Below are 3,761 nucleotides of genomic sequence, written 5' to 3'. Positions count from 1 at the left end.
GTTGGGGAGAGGCTTTAAAAAGGAAACAGCAACGGCAATGCAAATACCATCACGATTCCCATTATCACCTGTAGCGGTAATCCTACTTTTATATAATCCATAAATGTATATTGCCCGGCCGGCATTACCAGTGCATTGGGAGGAGTCGAAAAAGGAGAAGCAAAACACATACTGGCAGCTACCGTAACGGCAAACAAGAACGGAACCGGGCTGACTCCTATCTGCAATGCGCTCTGCAATGCAATAGGCGCCATCAAGACGGCAGTTACCGTATTACTGATAAACATAGTCATCAATGAAGTGGTGAAATAAATACCCGCCATCAATACAATCGGACCATAACTTCCCAATCCGGTAACAAGACTATTAGATATATATTCCGAAGCACCTGTTTTCTCCAAAGCAAGAGACATCGGGAGCATACCGGCAAACAGTACGATCGTTTCCCAGTTGATCGTTTTATAAGCCGCTTCCACATTACGGAAACAACCGGTAATCACCATTAATACACCGGCTATCATCACAGCCGTAACGGGAGCAACCGGAATAAAATCAAATACCATCATGACTACCATCAACACCATAATAGCAGCAGCTACCGGTGCTTTGTAATCCAACGTCACTTTGGCAGCCTCATTCAGAGGTTGTCCCAATACCACCCAATCGGCGTCCTCTTTACTAAGTCGTGCTATATCTTGCCAGGTTCCCTGTACCAGCAGCACATCGCCACTATGCATTTTCTCATTACCCAAATCCTGCAAAATATACTCTTTCTTACGCCGGATACCCAATACATTCACATTAAACTTCCCACGCAAATCCGCATCCTTCACAGTACGATTGGCTAAATTGGACGAAGGCATCAAAACGATTTCCGCTATGCCGATATCATAAAAGTCCAATGAATTATTGGCCTTTGCCGCCTCTTCGGTAGTATGCCCGTCCAGCATTTCTAACAGGTAATCTTCTGCAAAACGCTCTACACTCTCCACTTCTCCGGTAACATAGAGAACATCCTGTTCTTGCATCACAGTATCGGGTTCGGCCAGTTTTTGTGTAATCGTTTTCAGAAAACGGTTTTGAGAAATATCGCCACGGCGCACCTCTAATATGTTCAACCCATATTTGCGCCGTACATCAAGGTCGATGATTGTTTTACCGACCAATAATGAGGACGTATCGGCACGTAAACGAAACAGATTACTGGATAAGCCATACTCTTTCACCAACTGGTTCAGAGATTTTCCAGAAGCATTAACCTCCTGTTTTTTCCCTTTCTTGGAAAGGAACCATTTGGTGAGGGGCATCAATACAAGTGTACCTATCGTCACACAAATAAGACCTACGGGTAAGAAAGAGAAAAAAGACAAAGGTTCAAATCCCGCACTGGTCAACGCATTCTGAATGACAAGGTTCGGTGGTGTACCGATCAGAGTCATCATACCTCCCATACTGCTTGCAAACGCTAAAGGCATAAGCAACCGGCTGGGATTCATACCGGCACTAACTGCCAGACTTACCACAATAGGAAGCATCAATGCCACCGTACCGGTATTACTTACAAAAGCACCGATAGCAGAAGTCACGAGCATCACCAACAAAAAAAGTCGCAACTCACTCTTGCCTGCAAGCTTCAATATTTTGCTACTTATCATCTTTGCCAATCCTGTCTGAAAAATGGCTCCACCAACCACAAACAAACCGACCATCATAATCACTACCGAATTGGAAAAACCGGAAAGCGCCTCTTCCGGTGTTAATATCTGAAAAATAAGAAGAGAAATCAAGGCACAGAGGGCCACTAAGTCAGAGCGTACCTTGCCACTCATGAAGAAGACGGCAGACAGTACCAAAATAATAAGAGTTATAACCATAAAATAATAGGGTAATTGATAATAACAGATATTGAAATTCTCACATACACAAAATAAAAAGCAAAAAGCCGGCATTTACCGGCCTCTTACCATAAATATCACTTTTTCAACATTTCGTCGATTTGCCGAACCAATGAAGCAAATTCTTCTTCATTATACAAACGGGTCAGTTTAACTATCTTTCCTTCACGGTCTATCAACACATTACGTGTAATTCCGGAATTACGCAAAGCATATTTTGCAAAAATATCAGCACCCGGATCCAGTCCCAAAGGATAAGTGACCCCGGTGTTTTTTGCAAAAGCAAGCACTTTGTCCAAAGGTTCGTCACGGTCGATACCGATCAGTGCAAACTCAGGATTATTCTTATGTTTCAGCCAGATATCCTTTTCAATAAAAGGCATCTCTTTACGACAGACTCCACACCAACTGGCAGTAAACTGCAACATTACCACTTTCCCGCGAAGTGCCGAAAGACTCACTGATTTTCCATCCGTCAATGTCACGGTAAAGTCGGGCGCCATATTCCCTACCTTCACAATATATCCTGTACTGTCAGCCTGCAAAGCTGTCTCATTTTCCATAACTACTGCCACACTATCAGCCGCAGCAGATTCTCCCTTATTTATTTTTCCCTGTCCGGTACAAGCAATATTGCCCGCCAATAATGCCAGACAGCAAACTTTAAAAAAAATCTTCTTCATTCCTTTTCTATATAATATATTGATTTGCAAAAGTAAACAAATCATGTGACTTATCAAAACAGCCTGTCCAAAGTATTTTTTCAAATTCCACTTTTGGAAAAATCAAAAGAATTACTACCTTTGCACCCGCAAAACCCCAAAATGCCTCTTTAGCTCAGTTGGCCAGAGCACGTGATTTGTAATCTCGGGGTCGTTGGTTCGAATCCGACAAGAGGCTCACCAATCTACAAGCATTTTCCGAAATTCGGGAAATGCTTTTTCATTTCCCGCAATTATTTCTATCTGCGCACCTTTTCAAATCCACGTTTATAGAATAAGAAATACAAAATCCACCCGATATGTTCATTCAGAAAAACAATTTCCTGCTTTTTTATGTCTGTTTTTTGTTTTAACTGAGACAACACTAAAACCCAACATTATGGAAAAAGTAAAAATTGGAGAAAACTCAAGAAAAGTATGGCATGTGCTCAATGAAATGAAAAGAATCTCAATACAGGAGCTCTGTTCAAGAACCAATCTGGCTATTGAGGATGCCATGTTAGCCATCGGATGGTTAGCACGGGAAAATAGTATATTCATCGAAAAAAGAGAAAATACTATTTATCTTAGTAACGGTTCGGAGTATCACTTCTGTTTCGGATAAGAAGTAGCGTCAAACCTCTCCCCAACCCTCTCCGTGGAAGAGGAAGCTAAATTAGTTTTGTAACTGATTAATAAACAAGAGTATCTGTACTCCCTCTCCTACGGAGAGGATTGGGGAGAGGTTTTAAACTAATTAACAATGTTAACAGAAAAATAAGCCATCCATTTCTCATAGAATAAGAGTATATACTATTAAGGTGTAAAAGTATATACTTTATGTATCCAAAAGTATATATTTAACTCTCTATTAAATACATACTTTTGGCCAATGAAGTTGCATTCCTATATTCCTCTGGAAATAAGCAACATAACCAATACTATCCGGCAATCAAAACGGATAATTATCATTCGCATACCCTAAAGGCCATCACTGATAATTGCGATTTTACTAAGTTGTCTTAAAACAGAGAAGCTACAACCGTTTCAACCGGTAACCAGACTAATATTAGCCGCTATCTCACAAAAAACTCTCCGCTTATCTTTAAATATAAAAAAAATGAGTAATTTTGCACGCCATAAAACAAGAAATATTATGGCTATA

At 40.7% G+C, this 3,761-nt stretch carries 3 protein-coding genes and 1 tRNA gene; 2 read left to right on the top strand and 2 right to left on the bottom strand.

The window, feature by feature from the left end:
• Nucleotides 1-14 precede the first annotated feature (14 nt).
• Together QVP90_RS14470 and QVP90_RS14465 are read right to left on the bottom strand one after the other, a co-directional pair.
• Nucleotides 15-1,874, bottom strand: coding sequence for an SLC13 family permease (locus tag QVP90_RS14470; protein ID WP_044094075.1), 1,860 nt, complete (start codon nucleotides 1,872-1,874; stop codon nucleotides 15-17).
• Nucleotides 1,875-1,972: 98 nt separating this feature from the next.
• Entirely contained in the window at nucleotides 1,973-2,578 is a 606-nt protein-coding gene (locus QVP90_RS14465) for a TlpA family protein disulfide reductase (protein WP_021936830.1), read from the bottom strand.
• A gap of 143 nt (nucleotides 2,579-2,721) precedes the next feature.
• Here QVP90_RS14465 and QVP90_RS14460 point away from each other — a divergent pair.
• Both QVP90_RS14460 and QVP90_RS14455 read left to right on the top strand, forming a co-directional pair.
• Nucleotides 2,722-2,795: transfer RNA gene (locus tag QVP90_RS14460), tRNA-Thr, on the top strand.
• A gap of 201 nt (nucleotides 2,796-2,996) precedes the next feature.
• The gene (locus QVP90_RS14455; protein WP_005930250.1) at nucleotides 2,997-3,221 is read left to right on the top strand and encodes a winged helix-turn-helix domain-containing protein; all 225 of its coding nucleotides are present in this window, start codon (nucleotides 2,997-2,999) and stop codon (nucleotides 3,219-3,221) included.
• Nucleotides 3,222-3,761 lie beyond the last annotated feature (540 nt).

The organism is Bacteroides sp. CAG:189 (genome assembly GCF_000432295.1).
Lineage (GTDB): Bacteria > Bacteroidota > Bacteroidia > Bacteroidales > Bacteroidaceae > Bacteroides > Bacteroides salyersiae.
Note: the sequence above shows the minus strand (reverse complement) of the source record. Positions and strands in the feature narration are given on the sequence as shown.

Excerpts from the sequence above, each read along its gene's own strand:
- QVP90_RS14470 (WP_044094075.1), bottom strand. The coding sequence starts at position 1,874 with ATGGTTATAACTCTTATTATTTTGGTACTGTCTGCCGTCTTCTTCATG.
- QVP90_RS14465 (WP_021936830.1), bottom strand. The coding sequence starts at position 2,578 with ATGAAGAAGATTTTTTTTAAAGTTTGCTGTCTGGCATTATTGGCGGGC.
- QVP90_RS14455 (WP_005930250.1), top strand. The coding sequence starts at position 2,997 with ATGGAAAAAGTAAAAATTGGAGAAAACTCAAGAAAAGTATGGCATGTG.